Origin of the sequence: Bosea sp. AS-1, assembly GCF_002220095.1 — a bacterium.
Lineage (GTDB): Bacteria > Pseudomonadota > Alphaproteobacteria > Rhizobiales > Beijerinckiaceae > Allobosea.
Genome location: NZ_CP022372.1, coordinates 3,671,297 through 3,686,890, shown reverse-complemented (window position 1 = coordinate 3,686,890; position 15,594 = coordinate 3,671,297). Strand labels below are relative to the sequence as shown.

At 67.2% G+C, this 15,594-nt stretch carries 11 protein-coding genes; 4 read left to right on the top strand and 7 right to left on the bottom strand.

Features of this window, described 5'->3' with window-relative positions:
* The first annotated feature begins 53 nt into the window (after window positions 1-53).
* Complete coding sequence (locus tag CE453_RS19340) at window positions 54-1,487, top strand: aldehyde dehydrogenase family protein (protein ID WP_089176054.1); 1,434 nt, start codon at window positions 54-56, stop codon at window positions 1,485-1,487.
* 56 nt (window positions 1,488-1,543) lie between these two features.
* On the opposite strand, the gene CE453_RS19335 is transcribed toward CE453_RS19340, so the two are convergent.
* The 7 genes from CE453_RS19335 to CE453_RS19305 all read right to left on the bottom strand — a co-directional run bounded on the left by CE453_RS19335 (window position 1,544) and on the right by CE453_RS19305 (window position 8,184).
* Window positions 1,544-2,668 (bottom strand): zinc-dependent alcohol dehydrogenase family protein, encoded by a 1,125-nt coding sequence (locus tag CE453_RS19335; RefSeq protein ID WP_089176053.1) that lies wholly within the window; start codon window positions 2,666-2,668, stop codon window positions 1,544-1,546.
* Window positions 2,669-2,746: 78 nt separating this feature from the next.
* Window positions 2,747-3,484, bottom strand: a complete 738-nt coding sequence (locus CE453_RS19330) for an ABC transporter ATP-binding protein (RefSeq protein ID WP_089176052.1) — start codon at window positions 3,482-3,484, stop codon at window positions 2,747-2,749.
* A 10-nt stretch (window positions 3,485-3,494) separates the two neighbouring features.
* Window positions 3,495-4,238 (bottom strand): ABC transporter ATP-binding protein, encoded by a 744-nt coding sequence (locus CE453_RS19325; protein ID WP_089176051.1) that lies wholly within the window; start codon window positions 4,236-4,238, stop codon window positions 3,495-3,497.
* Window positions 4,235-5,245, bottom strand: a complete 1,011-nt coding sequence (locus tag CE453_RS19320) for a branched-chain amino acid ABC transporter permease (protein WP_089176050.1) — start codon at window positions 5,243-5,245, stop codon at window positions 4,235-4,237. Before CE453_RS19320 ends, CE453_RS19325 begins: the two co-directional genes overlap by 4 nt.
* Entirely contained in the window at window positions 5,242-6,120 is an 879-nt protein-coding gene (locus CE453_RS19315; RefSeq protein ID WP_089176049.1) for a branched-chain amino acid ABC transporter permease, read from the bottom strand. Before CE453_RS19315 ends, CE453_RS19320 begins: the two co-directional genes overlap by 4 nt.
* A gap of 155 nt (window positions 6,121-6,275) precedes the next feature.
* On the bottom strand, window positions 6,276-7,412 hold the full coding sequence (locus CE453_RS19310; RefSeq protein ID WP_089176048.1) for an ABC transporter substrate-binding protein: 1,137 nt from the start codon (window positions 7,410-7,412) through the stop codon (window positions 6,276-6,278).
* 253 nt (window positions 7,413-7,665) lie between these two features.
* Window positions 7,666-8,184 (bottom strand): DUF4142 domain-containing protein, encoded by a 519-nt coding sequence (locus CE453_RS19305; RefSeq protein ID WP_089176047.1) that lies wholly within the window; start codon window positions 8,182-8,184, stop codon window positions 7,666-7,668.
* A 139-nt stretch (window positions 8,185-8,323) separates the two neighbouring features.
* Between CE453_RS19305 and CE453_RS19300 the strand changes: the two genes are divergently transcribed.
* From CE453_RS19300 to CE453_RS19290, 3 genes are all read left to right on the top strand, one after another.
* Window positions 8,324-9,079 carry a hypothetical protein gene (locus CE453_RS19300; RefSeq protein ID WP_089176046.1) on the top strand — a complete coding sequence of 252 codons (756 nt, stop codon included), beginning with the start codon at window positions 8,324-8,326 and terminating at the stop codon, window positions 9,077-9,079.
* A gap of 107 nt (window positions 9,080-9,186) precedes the next feature.
* A complete protein-coding gene (locus tag CE453_RS19295) occupies window positions 9,187-11,193 on the top strand; it encodes an autotransporter assembly complex protein TamA (RefSeq protein WP_089176045.1) in 2,007 nt (668 codons plus the stop codon).
* The gene (locus CE453_RS19290) at window positions 11,193-15,512 is read left to right on the top strand and encodes a translocation/assembly module TamB domain-containing protein (protein ID WP_089176044.1); all 4,320 of its coding nucleotides are present in this window, start codon (window positions 11,193-11,195) and stop codon (window positions 15,510-15,512) included. The genes CE453_RS19295 and CE453_RS19290 overlap by 1 nt, the downstream gene beginning before the upstream one ends.
* The last annotated feature ends 82 nt before the right edge of the window (window positions 15,513-15,594 follow it).

The window sequence follows — 15,594 nt, the reverse complement described above, 5'->3', positions numbered from 1 at the left end:
TTGCCGCGCGATTGCGCCGGAGCGATGCCCGGCCTGAGTGATCGGAAGCGAACATGAATCAACATTTCATCAATGGCCGCTATGTTGCTGGCCAGACTGGCGAAACCCTCGCCAAGCTCGACCCTGCTACCGGCGAGGAATTCGCCCGCATCGCCTGCGGCAACGCCGCCGACATCGATGCCGCGGTCAGCGCTGCCCGCGCTGCTTTCGATGGCGCCTGGGGCAGGCTGACCGCAGCCGAGCGCGGGCGTCTGATCGCGAAGCTCGCTTTCAAGGTGCAGGATCATTTCGACGAGTTGGCGAAACTGGAAGCCCGCGACACGGGCAAGCCGATGAGCCAGGCTCGCGCCGATATCGACGCCACCATCCGCTATTTCGAGTTCTACGGCGGTGCGGCCGACAAGGTGCACGGCCACGTCATCCCCTTCCTGAACGGCTACAGTGTCAGCGTCATCCATGAGCCGCACGGGGTCACTGGCCACATCCTGCCCTGGAACTACCCGGCGCAGATGATCGGCCGTTCGCTCACCGCCTCGCTCGCCATGGGCAATGCGGTCGTACTCAAGCCGGCCGAGGATGCTTGCGCCACGGCTTTCAGGCTGGCGGAGCTGGCAAGCGAGGTCGGTTTCCCGGACGGCGCCATCAACATCGTTGCGGGTCGCGGCCATGAGGCGGGCGCGGCGCTTTCCGCCCATCCCGGCATCGGCTTCATGTCCTTCACCGGCTCGCCCGAGGTCGGCAAGATGGTACAGCACGCCTGCGCCGAGCACCTCATCCCCTGCACGCTGGAACTCGGTGGAAAGTCGCCCCAGATCGTCTTCGATGACGCCGATATCGACGCCTTCGTGCCGATCGCCTGCAAGGCCATCGTCCAGAACACCGGGCAGACCTGCTCCGCCGGTAGCCGCCTTTTGATTCAGAAGTCGATCTATGACGACGTCGTCGCCGAGGTCGCCAAGGCTTTCTCGAAGCTGCAGGCCGGCACGCCCGAGATGGATCTCGATTGCGGCCCTGTCATCAACGCCAAGCAGCGCGGCCGTGTCCAGAGCTTCATCGACCAGACCCGCGAGGCCGGCGTGCCGGTGATCGCCGAAGGCAAGGTCGCGCAGGGCGTGCCGAATGGCGGCTTCTACGTCACGCCGACGCTGTTCGGCCCCGTGCCGCGCGGCAACCGCCTGGAGCAAGAGGAGGTCTTCGGTCCCGTTCTCGCCGCCTTCCCCTTCGAGGATGAGGAGGACGCGATCAAGGCCGCCAACGGCACCGATTACGGGCTCGTCGCGGCGGTCTGGACCAGGGATGGCGGGCGCCAGCAGCGTGTCTCCAAGCGCGTCCGCGCCGGCCAGGTCTTCATCAACGGCTATGGTGCGGGTGGCGGCATCGAGCTGCCCTTCGGCGGTACCGGCAAGAGCGGCCACGGTCGCGAGAAGGGCTTCATCGCGCTGGAAGAGTTCGCGACGACCAAGACCATCGTGCACAAGCACGGGTAACAGTCTCATCCCGCCATCCCGGGTCAAGCCCGGGATGGCGGGACGGGGTAGAAGGCTCACATCCTGACGATATGGCGGATCGTCCGGCCTTCGTTCAGCGCGTCGAAGCCCGCATTGATCTCGTCGAGGCTGCCGGAGCTGGTCCAGAGCTTGTCTACGGCCAGACGCCCGCGCTGATAGAGCTCGATGAAGCGCGGAATGTCGCGCGAAGGCACGCAGGATCCGACATAGGAGCCCTTCAGGGTCCGTTCCTCGGCGACAAGCCTCACCGGCGACAGTGCGAGGGTGTGCGCCGGGTTGGCCAGGCCGGCCGTCGTGGTCGTGCCGCCGCGCCGGGTGATCTGATAGGCGAGGTCGAGCGCCTTGACCGAGCCCGCCATCTCCAGCCCGTGGTCGACGCCGCCCTTCGTCGCTTGCTTGATCGCCTCGACGACATCCGGGGTATCCGCCTTGAAGGCATCGGTCGCTCCGAGCGCCAAGGCGAGATCGAGCTTGTCCTGCGCGAGATCGACGGCGATGACGCGCGAGGCGCCACAGGCGATCGCTCCGAGCAGGGCGGAGAGCCCGACACCGCCTAGCCCGACCACGGCCACCGTCTCTCCGGCCTTGATCCGGGCCGTGTTCACCGCGGCGCCGACCCCCGTCAGCACGGCGCAGCCGAAGAGCGCGGCGATCTCATGCGGGATATCGGCTTCGATCTTCACCAGCGAGCGGCGTGAGATCACGGCATGCTCGGCGAAGGCCGAGACCCCGATATGGTGATGCACCGGCTGGCCGGCGACCGACAGCCTGCGCCCGCCGCCGAGCATCTCGCCGCGCCCGTTGGCGGCGTTGCCGGGCTCGCAAAGGGCAGGGCGGCCTTCGGCGCAGGGCGCGCAATGCCCGCAGGAAGGCACGAACACCATGACCACCCGGTCACCGGGTTTCAGGTCGTCGACGCCGGGTCCGGCTTCGACGATCTCTCCTGCCGCCTCGTGGCCCAGCACCATCGGTACCGGTCGCGGACGGTTGCCGTCGATGACGGAGAGGTCGGAATGGCAGAGGCCCGCCGCCCGGACCCTGACCAGCACCTCGCCATGCTCCGGCGGAGCAAGGTCGAGCTCTTCGATCCGCAGCGGCTGGCTTTGCGCATAGGGCGCCGCAACCGGGCTTTGATTGAGGACGGCGGCGCGAATCTTCATGGGCAGGCTCCGGTCTTCCGATCGGGCGCTATCCCGACAGGCGCGGGCGCCGCTGTCAAAGCCGCCGAAAGTCGAGGCTCAGACAGCCTCGCCCATCGCGCCACCGAGGAAGAGCTGGCCGACGCGCTGATCAGCCAGGATCTCGGCGGCAGGACCTTGCATCCGGGTGCGGCCGAGTTCGAGCACGAGACCTTCGTCGGAAATCTCCAGCGCCGACCTTGCATTCTGCTCGACCATCAGGATGGTGACGCCCTTCGCCCTGAGTTCCTGCAGGATGGCGAAAGTCTCCTGCACCATCAGAGGCGAGAGCCCGATCGAGGGCTCGTCGATCAGCACGAGCTTGGGGTCGAGCAGCAGCCCGCGCACGATCTCGAGTTGCTTCTGCTGCCCGCCTGACAGGGTCGAGGCCTGCACGTCTGCCTTGGCGCGCAAGGCTGGAAAGCGATCGAGCGCCGCCTCGATACGTTGCGGCATGTCGGTGATGCGCGAGCCGGCCGCAACGGCGCCGAGCTCGATATTGTGCCGCACCGAGAGCTCCGGGAAGATGTTGCGGCCCTGCGGGACGTAGCAGATGCCCGCTTCCAGCAGCCGGCGCTGGTTCCAGCCGGTGATGTCCTGCCCGTCGAAGCGGATGCGGCCCTCGCGCAGCTTCAGGAGGCCGAAGATCGCCTTGAACACGGTTGATTTTCCGGCGCCGTTGGGGCCGATCACGGTGGTGATGGTCCCCCGGTTTACGGCGAAGCTCGTGCCGTTGAGGATGGTCATGGCGCCATAGCCGCCAACCACGCGGTCGAGTTCGAGGATGGGGGTGCTCATTCCGCGCTCCTCAATGCCCGAGATAGGCCTCGATGACGGCCGGGTTGGCCCGCACTTCGGCTGGTGTGCCCTCGGCCAGCATCTTGCCTTCCGCCAGCACGATCACGCGCGAGCACAGGCTCATCACGAAATCCATGTTGTGCTCGATCACCACGAAGGTTGCGCCCTGCTCGGCATTGATGGCGCGCAGCCGCTCCTTGAGGTCGCCCAGCATGGTCAGGTTGACGCCGCCCGCAGGCTCGTCGAGCAGCACGAGGCGCGGGCCGGCCATGAAGGCCATGGCCGCGTCGAGCAGCTTCTGCTGGCCGTAGGAGAGGCCCCCCGCCTTGGCCTCGGCGAGATGGCCGAGCTTGAAGAAGCCGATCATCTGCTCGGCCTTCTCGGAGAGGCCGGCATCGCGCGCGCCGAACAGCCGGCCGAGCATCGAGCCCTGATGCTCCTGGCCGGCGAGGATCAGGTTCTCGCGCACCGATAGCTCCGGAAAGACCTGCAGGAGCTGGAAGGTGCGGCTGACGCCGAGCCGGTTAAGCTCGGACGGGCGCAGATTGGTGACGTCGCGGCCGTCGAGCTTCACCGAGCCCTGCGTCGGTTCGAGCTGGCCGAGGATGCAGTTGAACAGGGTCGACTTGCCGCAGCCGTTCGGCCCGATGATGCCGAGGATTTCGCCTTCCCTGACGGAGAAGGAGACGCCGTTGACGGCCTTGATGCCGCCGAAGGCCTTGTGCAGGTCGTGGACTTCGAGGACGGGGCTCATGGCGTGCCTCCGTCCTGGCGACCGCGCCGCAGAGTCTGCCAGCCGCGCTCGGCGAGGCCGCTGACGCCCTGCGGGCAGATGATCAGCAGCACGAGCACGATGCTGGCGAAGATGATCAGATAGAGCGAGCCGGCAAAGCGCAGCCACTCCGGCAGCACGACGCCGAGCAGCGCGCCGATGAAGGGGCCGAGCAGATAGCCCGAGCCACCGGCCACCACCATCAGCAGCAGGAACAGGCTCTGCGACAGCGAGAAGGGGGAGGGGTCGATGAACTCGACCAGCGGCGCGTAGAGCGCACCGGCAAAGCCGCCATAGGCCGAGCCGATGGCGAAGGCGAGCAGCGTATAGGCGCGCGTATCGACGCCGAGGCTCGCGGCCCGGACCGGGTTCTCGCGCAGCGCCATGAAGGCGCGACCCCAGGGCGAGCGGACGAGCCACCACAGCGCCAGCGCCAGGATGAAGGTCACGACGACCAGGAAGCGATGAAATTCCAGCGCGCCGTTGAGCTTGAGGCCGAGGAAGATCGGCCGGTTGATGTTGGCGATGCCGAAGACGCCGCCGGTCAGCCATTGCTCGTTGCGCAGCAGGAGCCAGATCAGCGTCGAGAAGGCGAGGGTGACGAAGGCGAGGTAATGCGAGCGGACCCTGAGCGCCGGGAAGCCGAGCAGGATGCCGATGCAGAAGGTGATGAGGCCGGAGAGCGCGAAGGCGGCATACCAGCTCACGCCGTACTTCGTCGTCAGGATGGCGGTGGCATAGGCGCCGAGGCCCATGAAGGCCGCCTGCGCCAGCGAGGTCTGGCCGGCATAGCCGAGCGTCAGGTTCAGCCCCATCACGGCAATGCTCATGACGAGCCAGAGCGAAAGCACATAGGTGCCGTATCGACCCATTCCGACCGGCGCGAACCAGAGGATGATCGCGCCGAGGACGAGTGCGAGGAAGGCACCGTCGAGAAGGCGGCTGCGCGTGGCCGGGCGGGCAGGGGAGGTTGTCGCGGAGGCGCTCATATGCGGCGCTCCTCCTTGCGGCCCATCAGCCCCTCGGGCTTCAGCAGGATGATGGCGACGAGCAGGATGAGCGGCACGGCGAGCCGGTACTGCGTCGAGACATAGGCCGCGGCCAGGCTGTCGACGACGCCGATCAGCAAGCCGCCGACCAGCGCGCCGCGGACCTGGTTGAAGCCCCCGACGATCGCTGCGATGAAGGCGAAGAGGCCGATCGTCTCGCCGTTGGAGAACTTCGCCAGATAGAGCGGCGAGATCAGCACCGAGGCGACGACGGCGAGCGCCGCATTGATGACGAAGGTCAGCAGCACCATCCGCTCGACCGGGATGCCGAGGATGCGCGCCACAGTCGGGTTCTGCGCCGTCGCCTGCATCTGCCGGCCGAGCTTGGTCCCGCCGACGAACCATTGCAGCAAGCCGATCGCCGCCAGCGCCACGACGATGATCGCGACATGCTGCAACGAGACGGCTGCGCCGAGGATTTCGACGGTGTCGGTCGGTACGAAGGAGGGGAAGTTCTGTGCCTCGGCCGAGAAGCCGTCCTTGGCGCCTTCCTTCATGATGGTCGAGAGCGCCATGGTCGCGATGGCGAGCGGCAGCACGCCGTGCCGGATCATCGGATCGACGACGATCAGCTTGAAGCCGACCCCGAAGACCAGGATGAAGGCGACGATGCCGACCAGCGCGCCGAGCCAGAGCGGCGCGCCCAGGAGCTTGATCGCCAGCAGCACCAGCACGGCTGGCAGCATGACGAACTCGCCCTGAGCGAAGTTGATCGTCTGCGAGGTCTGCCAGACCAGCGTGAAGCCGATCGCAGCGAGCGCGTAGATCGCGCCCGTCGCGATGCCGGCGATGAGGAAGGCGACGAATTCGGCCATGAGCCTCCCGCTCCCTTTCGTGTTTCACACTAGGAGGCGTCATCCCGGACAAGCCGCGAAGCGGCGCCGATCCGGGATCCACGCCTGAATTGCTCCGGCATGGGTCCCGGGTCTGCGCTTCGCCCCGCCCGGGATGACGGAAAAGCTATTCGGTCTTAGGGGTTGAGCTTGGGCAGGACGGTGTTGATCACCTGCTTGCCGTTCACCACCTCGGCGAGGAAGCTTTCACGGTCGAGGTCGCCATTCTTCAGGACGGTGGTGTCCATCAGGATGCCCGGCTCGTCGCTGACCTTGATGGTCGCGCCGCGCAGCGTGTCGGCGAGGCCCTTCTTGTCGAGCTTCTTCTGCTTCTCGGTCGCCCACTTCACCATGTAGACGGCCATGTAGCCTTTGATGCCGTTATGGTCGGAGACATAGCCGTACTTCGCCTGGAAGCGCTTGCCGAAATCCTGGAGGCCCGGCAGCGGCGCGTCGACCGAAAGCCCGACATGGCCCTTGACGCCATTGGCAGCATCGCCGGCGAGCTCGATCACCTTGGCGCCGAGCAGCGTGGTCTCGCCGATCATCGGCTTGGTGATGCCCTGCTGCTTGGCGGCGCGCAGGAAGCGGGCGCTCTCGTCCTCGTTGAGATAGACGAAGATGGCGTCGGCATTGGCATTCTTGACCTTGATCGCGTCGGCGGCGAAATCGGCCTGGCCCTGCTCGGTCGCGATATCGGCCGTGACCTTGATGCCGGCCTTCTCCAGCTCGGGCAGGATGGCGTCGCGCCCGCCCTTGCCGAAATCGTTGTTGACCCAGACGACCGCGACCGTACCGGCCTTGACGGTGTCCTTCAGATATTTCGCGATCTTGGGCATCGCCGCCGATTGGCTGAGCGAGGTCCTGAAGATGTAGGGGTTGCCCTGCTGGGTGAAGCCCGCCGCCTCGCCGGCAACGATCTGCGCGACTTCAGCGCGCTGCGAGATCTGCATCGAGGCAGAGATCGGCCCGGAGAAGACCGGCCCGAGGATGGCGTAGGCATCCTCGTCGATGGCGCGCTGCACGGCGGCGCGGGTCGCACCCGGATTGGTCTGCGTGTCGTAATGAGTGATCTCGACCTGCTTGCCGAGGATGCCGCCCTTGGCGTTGATGTCGGCCGCGGCGAGATCGGCGCCGTTCTTGAAGTTGGTGCCGGCGCTGGCACCGGCGCCGGAAAGCTCGATCACGTCGATGAGCTTGACCTTGTCTTGCGCGAGGGCCGGCAGGGCGCAGCCGATGGCGAGCGCGGCCGCCAGGATCCAGGGCGATTTCATCTCGTTTCCTCCATCTCAATCGTTTTATTGTCGCCTCGGAGGCATGCCTTCGGCGCTGGCCGCTTCGCCGGAAGCGAGCGGACCATCGGAGCGATCTGCCCCGGCGGCGGCTTTCTTGCAAGGTCCGAGGCTGCGCTGTCCAGAGACGATCCTCTTGGACGCAGGCGGATTCGCCCGAAAGGATTATCGGAGCCTCGTCCTCAGGCGCGGCGGAGAGAGGCCCGGGTGAAGGGCGGCAGGTTCATGTCGGGCTTCAGGGGGCCGGCGACAATTCCTGGGCCTTGCGATCCAGCGTCTGGAAAAGTGGCAAGGCTTCCGTGGCGAAGGCCTTGAGCTCGGAGTCGCCGCCGTTCTGCGCATAGGCTTCGAGCAGCCGCGCGAGCTCCTGATGGGCGCTGCGCTGAGCTTTGACATAGGCCTTGTCGAAATCGCCACCTTCCAGCGCGCCGAGGTCGCGCAGCACTTCGAGATGGCGACTGTCCGGCCGGTCGGGCAGGGCGATGTCGGATCGGCGCGCGATGATCCGCCTCAGGCCGCTCGCGGCTTTCGCATGGTCGTCGGCGAGACGGTGAGCGTAGTCCTTGATCGTGGGCGAGCTGCTCTTCTGCAGCGCCAGCGTTGCGGATTCGATACCGAACATGTTGGCGACAGCCACCTGCGTGACGAAATCAGAAGCGGGGGGAGGCGATTGGGCGAGCGCAGGACGGGCAAGGAGAAGCGCCGCGAAGGCGTGCGGAATCGCTTCGAGGAGAGCTCGACGTGTGCGGACCATGGCAGGGCAACGGCGCAGGGGCTCCGAGGTTCCATTCGCATGGACGGGCTGCCGCGTCGCGCCTTGTTCCTTCGCCCGGGCTGCGATAGCAGAGCCGTGCGCCCGCAGCGACGACAGGCGCCATCAGGGAAGGGACATCATGCCGACCGCCGCCGAGACCATCCGGGATGCGCTGATCGCGGCCCGCCGCGACCGCTCGCTGATCGAGACCGCCAGCCTGCCGGTACCGTCCTCCCTGTCGGAGGGGCTCGCCATCGCGCGCGCCATCAACCGCGGCGCGGGGCTCGATGACCTCGGCTGGAAGGTCGGCATCGCCGAGGATGGCACGCCGATCGCCGGCCTGATGCCGGGTCCCTGGCTCGCCCCCGGCGCCGTCTATGAAGGCGCGACCGGCGCCGAGATTCGCATCGAGATCGAGCTGGGCCTGCGGCTCTCGCGCGACGTGCCGTTGCGTCCGGGTCAGCCCTATTCGCGGGCCGAGCTGCTCGCCTGCTGCGACAAGGCGTTTCTCGGTATCGAGATCGTCGAGAGCCGCCTCGCCAATTGGGCCGGCAAGGTCGCCATGCCGCTCTGGCTCACTGACGCGATGGGGCATGGCGGCTATTTCGTTGGCCCCGATCTCGACATGAAGGTGCTCGACGACCTCTCCGGCCTCGGCTGCTTCATCTCGCTCAACGGCGTGACGATCTACGACCAGCCGGCGGTCCACGGCAATGGCGACCCGATGACGCCGTTCCTCGCCTGGGCGAACCGGAAGGAGGAAGGGCTCGGGCCACTGCGCGCCGGCCAGCTCGTCACGACGGGCAGCCTCTGCGGTGGCGTGCTTTCGCCTGGCAAGGGCGACGTCGTCACCAAGCTGAGCCCGCTCGCGAGCGTAGCGTTTACGCTTCGTTAGAGGAAACCATCGAGTCCTTCAGCATTGCGCATGGCCGTCTCCGCTTTATGATGGCCATGCATATCGAATAGTTTTGCTGTTGCGGCCGGGGGTTGCTTGGAGGACGGATGCGGTTCTGGCGAAGGGCGAGCCAGACAGTCGCGCTGAGCGGCGGCTATGCGTTTGCGGCGCTTGTTGGTTTGCAGGCTGATCCTGCCAAAGCTTTCGATCTGTCTTCCCTGGACGTCTTCGGCCTCTTCACCAAGAAGGACGAGCCGCCGGCTCCCAGTGCCTCGACGCTGCCCTACAAGCTCGACTTCGACCTGGGCGAGGCTGACGACGCCAAGGCGCTGACACGCACGCTGCAGGACGCCTCGCTGCTCTATCGTCTGCGGCAAGACCCGACGCCCGACGGTGAGACGCTGGCGCGCCGGATGGCGGCTGACCTCAATCCCTTCGTCGATGCGCTCTGGTCGCAGGGGTATTTCAACGCCGATGTCTCGCTCGTCGTCGACGGCGTGCCGCTGACGGTCGGGGCTGAGCCGGGCGCGTCGCTGATCCGCACGCTGGAAGCGCATCGCAACCGTGATGCCGTGCCGATCACCGTCAGGGTTCGTCCGGGCAAGGTCTTCGGCTTCCGCAACATCGACATCGTCGAGCGCAACGACGCCCGCGCGATTGCCGATCCGCTCAAGGTCTCGAAGCTCAAGGCCGGCGACCCCGCGACGGCCGCGTCGCTGCGCGCGGCACAGGCGGCGCTGGTCGATGCCATGCGCGCGCAATCGCGTCCCTTCGCCAAGGTCGCGGAACTGCGGCCGGTGGTCGACCATGCCGCCGGTATCATGGACGTGACCTATGTGCTCGATCCTGGCCCGCTCGCCGGCTTCGGCGACATTACGGTGGGCCAGACTGACGAGATCCCTCCCGAGGTCGTGCGCTCCTTCATCTACCTGGAGCCCGGTGATCCCTATTCGCCCAAGGCGCTGGCCGACACGCGCAAATCGGTTGCCAAGATTCCGGCCGTCGCTTCGGTGCGCATCCGCGAGGGGGAAAAGCTCGACGGCGCCGGCAACCTGCCGATCTTCGTTGAGGTGACGGAGCGCCCGAAGCGGCTCCTCGGCTTCTCGGCTCGCTACTCCACGATCGATGGCCCAGCCGTGAAGGTCTATTGGGAGCATCGCAACCTGTTTGGCGGGGCCGAGCGGTTGCGGCTGGAATCCAGCATCTTCCTGGCGCCGCGCATCAATGGCACGAAGATCCAGAGCTTCGGCGATTTCGAGAAGTCGGACCTCGGCGGCCGCTTCGCCTTCAGCTTCATGAAGCCGGCGCTGAACGGCAGCCGCTACGATTGGCTGCTCGACGGCGCCGCTACCCGCGAGCGCGTCGGTACCAATCGCTATGGCGGCTATACGGCCCGCTACGCCAACGTCACCACGGCGATCCGCCATCGCTTCAGCGATACCTTCTCGGTGCAGGCCGGCCTGGAGGTCGAGCGCGGTCAGACCAGCGACGTTCTGGGCCAGGTCGACTATACGCTGGTCGGCATTCCGCTCTCGGTGAACTACGATTCGACTGACAGCCTGCTCGATCCGACGCGGGGCTTCCGCGCCACCGCCTCCTTCGCGCCCTATCCGACCTTCCTCGGCTCGACGGTCGGCATCTATCAGACCAAGGCGGCTGTTTCGGCCTATTACGCGCTCGACGAGGATGCGCGCTATGTGCTGGCCGGCCGGATCGGATTCGGCTCGATTTCGGGCGCGAGCCTCGACGAGATCCCAGCGACGCGACGCTTCTATGCCGGCGGCGGCGGCTCGGTGCGTGGTTATGCCTATCGCTCGCTCTCGCCGCTCGGGCCTTATTGGCAGCTCACCGGCGGGCGCAGCCTGCTCGAACTCTCGGCCGAAGCGCGCATCAAGATTACCGACACCATCGGCATCGTGCCCTTCTTCGATGCCGGCACGGCCTTCGCTTCAAGCTTCCCGGACGGCAAGCAGAAGCTGCAGATGGCCGCCGGCCTCGGCCTCCGCTACTACACCGCGATCGGGCCTATCCGCGTCGACGTCGCGGCGCCGCTCAATCCGCGCAAGGGCGACAAGCCCGTCGCGCTCTATGTCAGCATTGGGCAGGCTTTCTAATGCGCCGGCTCCTGACCCTTCCGCGCCTCGCGCTCTTCGCCCTGCTGCTGACGGCGGGCTTTCTCGCTTCGGCTCATTTCGGCGGCTTCGCCCAGAATGCCCAGACCGATCGCGGCGTCGTCGCTGATCTGATCTCGAAGGCGCTCTCCACCGACACCAGCCAGGTCTCGATCGGCGAGGTCAACGGCGCGCTCTCGTCCGATGTCGAGATTCGCAACATCGTGCTTTCCGATCGCGACGGCGCCTGGTTGCGGCTGGACCGCGTCCGCCTGATCTGGACGCGCAGCGCGCTCTTGTTGCGCCGGCTCGACGTCGACCGCCTCGAGATCGGCAAGCTCGAGATCCTGCGCAAACCGGCACCGCCGCCGGCCGGAGCAGCGCCTCCGAGCGACGGGCCGATCCTCCCCGAACTTCCGCTCAAGGTGATTCTGCGCGCTTTCCAGCTCAATGAACTGGTGCTCGGCGAGCCTGTGGTCGGCGTGGCGGCGCGGCTCGGCGCGACGGGTGCCGCGCGGCTCGGCCCGCCGAACGAGGGCCTCGACCTCAAATTCGAGGCGCGCCGGCTCGACATGGGCGGAACCTTCAATGTCGATCTGTCCTTCGTGCCGGAAAGCACGCGGCTGAGGCTTGCGGCCAAGCTCGACGAGCCGGCGGGGGGGCTGATCTCCAAGGCCGCCGGGCTGCCGGGCGAGCCGCCGGTGAAGCTCGACCTCAATGGCGACGGCCCGCTCGATTCCTTCCGTTCGAACCTGGTCTTCACGGCCGGTCCCACCATCGGCGCCGATGGTTCGGCTACGCTCAACCGCGCCGGGGCCGAGCGGCAGCTCGCGCTCGCTCTCGATGCCCGCATCGAGGGGTTGATGCCGGCGCCCGTCGCTCCGGTGTTCGCCGGCTCGACCCGACTCGATGGCGCGGTCGGCTTCGCCGATGACGGCGGCATCGATATCCGCAATCTCGCGCTCGTCTCTGCTCTGGCTCGGCTCGACGTGCTCGGCCGTTACAAAGCCGACAAGACGCTCGACCTGCGTGTCACGGCCACCTCGCGCCCCAATGCGGAGGGCCGGACCGTTACCGCTGGTACCGAAATCGGCAAACTCGCCTTCGACGCGACGATCCGCGGCCCTGTCGCCGGCCCGACCGTTGCGGCCAAGCTCGATGCCGAGGACGCCAAGCTGCCTCTAGGGCAATTCGCCAAGATAGGGCTGACCTTCAACGCCACGCCGAGCGGCACCATCGGCGAGCCCGGTACGCGCATCGCGCTCACCAGCGATGGCGAGGCGACGGGTATCGCATTGGCCGACAAGGCGCTTGCCAGGGCGGTGGGCGACAGGGTGACCTTCACCTTGCGCGGTACCGGCAATGACGACGCCACTGCTGATTTCGAGACGCTGCGCCTCGCTCTCTCCGGCGTCGAGCTGGATTACAAGGGCAAGCTCGGCCAGGCCCGTGTCATCGGCCAGCTCAAGGCTGTCCTGCCCGATCTCGCCAGGCTGAGCGGTCTCGCCCAACGTCCGCTCGGGGGCAGGGCAGACATTACGGCCGATCTCGACGCCACGCCCAAGCTGAACAACTACGCTGCGACCTTGATCGGCAAAGCCGAGCGCCTTGCCACGGGCAACGCTGTGCTCGACCGGCTGCTCGCCGGCAGCCTGACGCTTGGCGGCAAGGTTGGCGCCCTTGCCGGCGACTACACCGTTTCAGGCCTCAAGGTTTCGGGCCAGCATGCTGCCTTCACCGCTGACGGCGCGCTCGGCCAGAATGCTTCCGACCTTAAGCTCGCGCTAGCCCTGCCGGACCTGAAGCGCGCCGATCCACGCCTCTCCGGCCGCAGCGATATTACGGCGCAGATCACCGGACCGCTCCAGAAGCTCGATGCGAACGCGCGCATCGCCATCGCCAATGCCACGGCTCTGGCGCGGCCGATCCCGCGTCTTGCTATCGACGCCGTGGTCAAGGATCTGCAAGGCGCGCTCGATTCCCGCATCAACCTGTCCGGGGAGATCGACGCCAAACCAGCAACGGGCACGATCGCATTGAACCGCCAGCCGGATGACGGCTGGAACCTCTCGCAATTCGACCTCGCCATCGGCTCGGTCCGTCTCAACGGTGCGGTGACGCTCGATCCTGCCAGCCGCGCCGCCGGCCGCCTGACCCTTGCCGCTCGCAATCTAGACGATCTCTCGGCGCTGGCGCTGACCAAGCTCGGCGGCCAGCTCGACGCCGACATCAACCTCACGATGCCCGATGGGCGCCAGAACATCGACCTCACCGCGCGGGGCTCGCGGCTCGCTGGCCCCTCGGTCTCGGTCGACAAACTCGACGCCACCATCGGTGCGAAGGACATCTACGGGCATCCGATGCTCGATGCCGCGATCGCCGTTGACCGGGCTGTCGCGGCCGGCGAGACGATCAGCGCGATCCGCTTCGATTCGAAGGGAGCGCCGGATGCCAGTGCCTTCACGCTCAGCGCCAATGCCCGCGGCTTCGCCCTGAAGGGGGCCGGTCGCCTTGTGCCGGGCGAGCCGCTGAAGCTGGAGATCGCCTCCTTTGATGCGCGCCGTGATGGGCGCGCCATCACCCTTGCCAATCCGGCGTCGTTCAGCTTCCCGGCGTCCGGCGTCGAAATCGCCGGGCTGGCGTTGGCCATCGATGGCGGGCGCGTCACGCTTGATGGCAAGGCGGGTGAGACGCTCGATCTGCGCTTCGCCGCGCGCGATGTGCCGCTTTCGGCCGCCCGCATCGCGGCGCCGAGCCTCAATCTTTCCGGCACGCTCAATGCGCAGGCTCAGATCCAGGGCAGGCCCGATGCGCTTTCCGGTCCCTGGAGCGTGAAGGTCGCCCGGCTGGTGACGCCCGAGACGCGGCAGGCCGGCCTGCCGCCGGTCGAGATCGCGGGGCAGGGTGCCTTCAAGGGCAATGCCACCAGCGTCGAGGCGAGCATCAACGCCGGCCGGGGCGCAAGCCTCACCCTGCGCGGTACCGCGCCGCTCAACGCGACCGGCGCCCTGTCGCTCGCTGCGCAGGGGCGCGTTGATGCTGCGCTCGCCAACACCATGCTCGCGGTCAACGGTCAGCGTCTGACCGGTGCCGTGGTCATCGACATGCGCGCCGAGGGCACGCCGACGGCTCCGCGCCTGAGCGGCAGCGCCACGCTTTCCAACGGCAGCTTCACCGACGCCCTGCAGGGCGTACGGCTAACCGATATGCGGGCACGGCTCGCTGCCAATGGCGACAACCTGACGATCGACAGCGCTTCGGCCCGCACGCCGAACGGCGGCACGATCTCGGCGAGCGGACAGGTCAAGGTCGATCCCGCCGCCGGCTTCCCGGGCACGGTCCGCATTCAGGGCAACCGCGCACAGCTTGTTTCCAGTGGTCTCGTCACGGCTGTTGCCGGGCTCAACCTCGATATCTCCGGCCCGCTGGCGCAGCGTCCGCGCATCGGAGGGCGGATCGACGTCGTCTCGCTTGAAGTTTCGGTGCCGGATCGCCTGCCAGCCTCGCTGCGACCGGTCGACGGCGTCAAGCACGTCAACGCCAAGGGGACGGCCGCGGCGCGCCTGGCTGCGGCCCGGAAAGCACAGAAGGCGCGGGGCAAGCGCGGCAAGGCCACCCCGGCTTTCGATGCGGCGCTCGCCTTCACGATCTCCGCGCCGAACCGTGTCTTCATCCGAGGCCGGGGAATCGATGCCGAGCTCGGCGGTGAGATTCGTGTCGGGGGTACCCTGGCGGCCCCCGCGCTCGACGGTGGCTTCGAGCTGCGCCGCGGCCGCCTCAATGTGCTGACCCAGCGGCTCGATTTCAGCCGCGGCCGGCTGACTTTCGCCGGCGGCCTGATTCCCGAGCTCGATTTCGTGGCCGAGACGCGTGCCGCCGACGTCACCGCCAAGATTCTGATCACCGGCCCGGCCGACCAGCCGGCTTTCGCCTTCACCTCCGAGCCGCAGCTCCCGCAGGACGAGGTCCTGTCTCGGCTGCTCTTCGCTCGCGCCTCGGGCTCGCTCTCGCCCTTCCAGGCCGTCCAGCTTGCTCAGGCGGCGGCCCAGTTTGCCGGTGGCGGCGGGGATGACACCTTCGAACGGCTGCGCAAATCGCTGGGCGTCGACAACCTCGATATCCAGATGGGCGAGGGCGGCCCCACCGTGGGGGCTTCACGCTACATCAGCGACAACGTCTCGGTCGGGGTGAAGGTCGGGGCCAAGCCGGAAGACAGCGGCGTCTCGGTCGGCATCGACGTCACCAAACGCCTGAAGCTGCAGGCCGAGACCGGGGCGGATGGAAGCGCGGCGGTCGGCGTCGGAGCCGAGTGGGAATACTGACGCGCGGATCTCCAGGGAGATTCGGTGGATTCGGCCCGGAGATTCGCCGCCCCAGCCATGTTGCGAGGCAAAAACCGGTGCC